This is a genomic window from Flavobacterium beibuense (genome assembly GCF_004151245.1).
Taxonomy (GTDB): Bacteria; Bacteroidota; Bacteroidia; order Flavobacteriales; family Flavobacteriaceae; genus Flavobacterium; species Flavobacterium beibuense_A.
This window is the reverse complement of the sequence record NZ_JUIW01000021.1, coordinates 1-518: the sequence shown is the minus strand read 5'-3', so window position 1 is coordinate 518 and position 518 is coordinate 1. Positions and strand designations below refer to the sequence as shown.

General features: G+C 47.5%; 1 protein-coding gene. It reads right to left on the bottom strand.

The genetic code is table 11. From position 1 onward, the window contains the following. The coding region (locus NU09_RS17025) for an OmpA family protein (protein ID WP_410501062.1) at window positions 1-518 on the bottom strand (518 nt) is incomplete at both ends.

The window sequence follows — 518 nt, the reverse complement described above, 5'->3', positions numbered from 1 at the left end:
GTTATCGGTGTGTGCCTTAACCATGATTACCATTTCCGGCTTTTTGTTCATCAGCTCAACCAGTTTGTCAAGCTCAAAGGCAGCCTCCTTGGTAATGTTGCTCTTATCAAACTCAAAGAAGATATCTTTAAGTTCCACTACATCTATCGGCGCGATTACCTCAATCGGTCTCAGGTCAGCCATAACAGTCACCTCACCACCATGGGTTTTGGCAATCGGGAAGCTGTTCTGCTCATAACCGGTCATGCTTGCCTGGATGGTATAAGCCCTGTCACAATCCACATTGTAAACCACCTTACCACCTGCATCTGCAGTCCTTGTCTCTATAACATTGTTCCTCTCATCAAGGATAGCTACCCTGGCACTGGCCAGTGGTTTGCCCGTGTTGGCATCCCTTACCATTACAATAGCCTCAACTCCACAGATAGGCGTTGCGCTGTACAGCTGGTCAACACCTGTCCTGTTACTGGAGAAGAAACCGATGTTCTTCCGGTCGTTGAAACTGAAGGCAAAGTCAT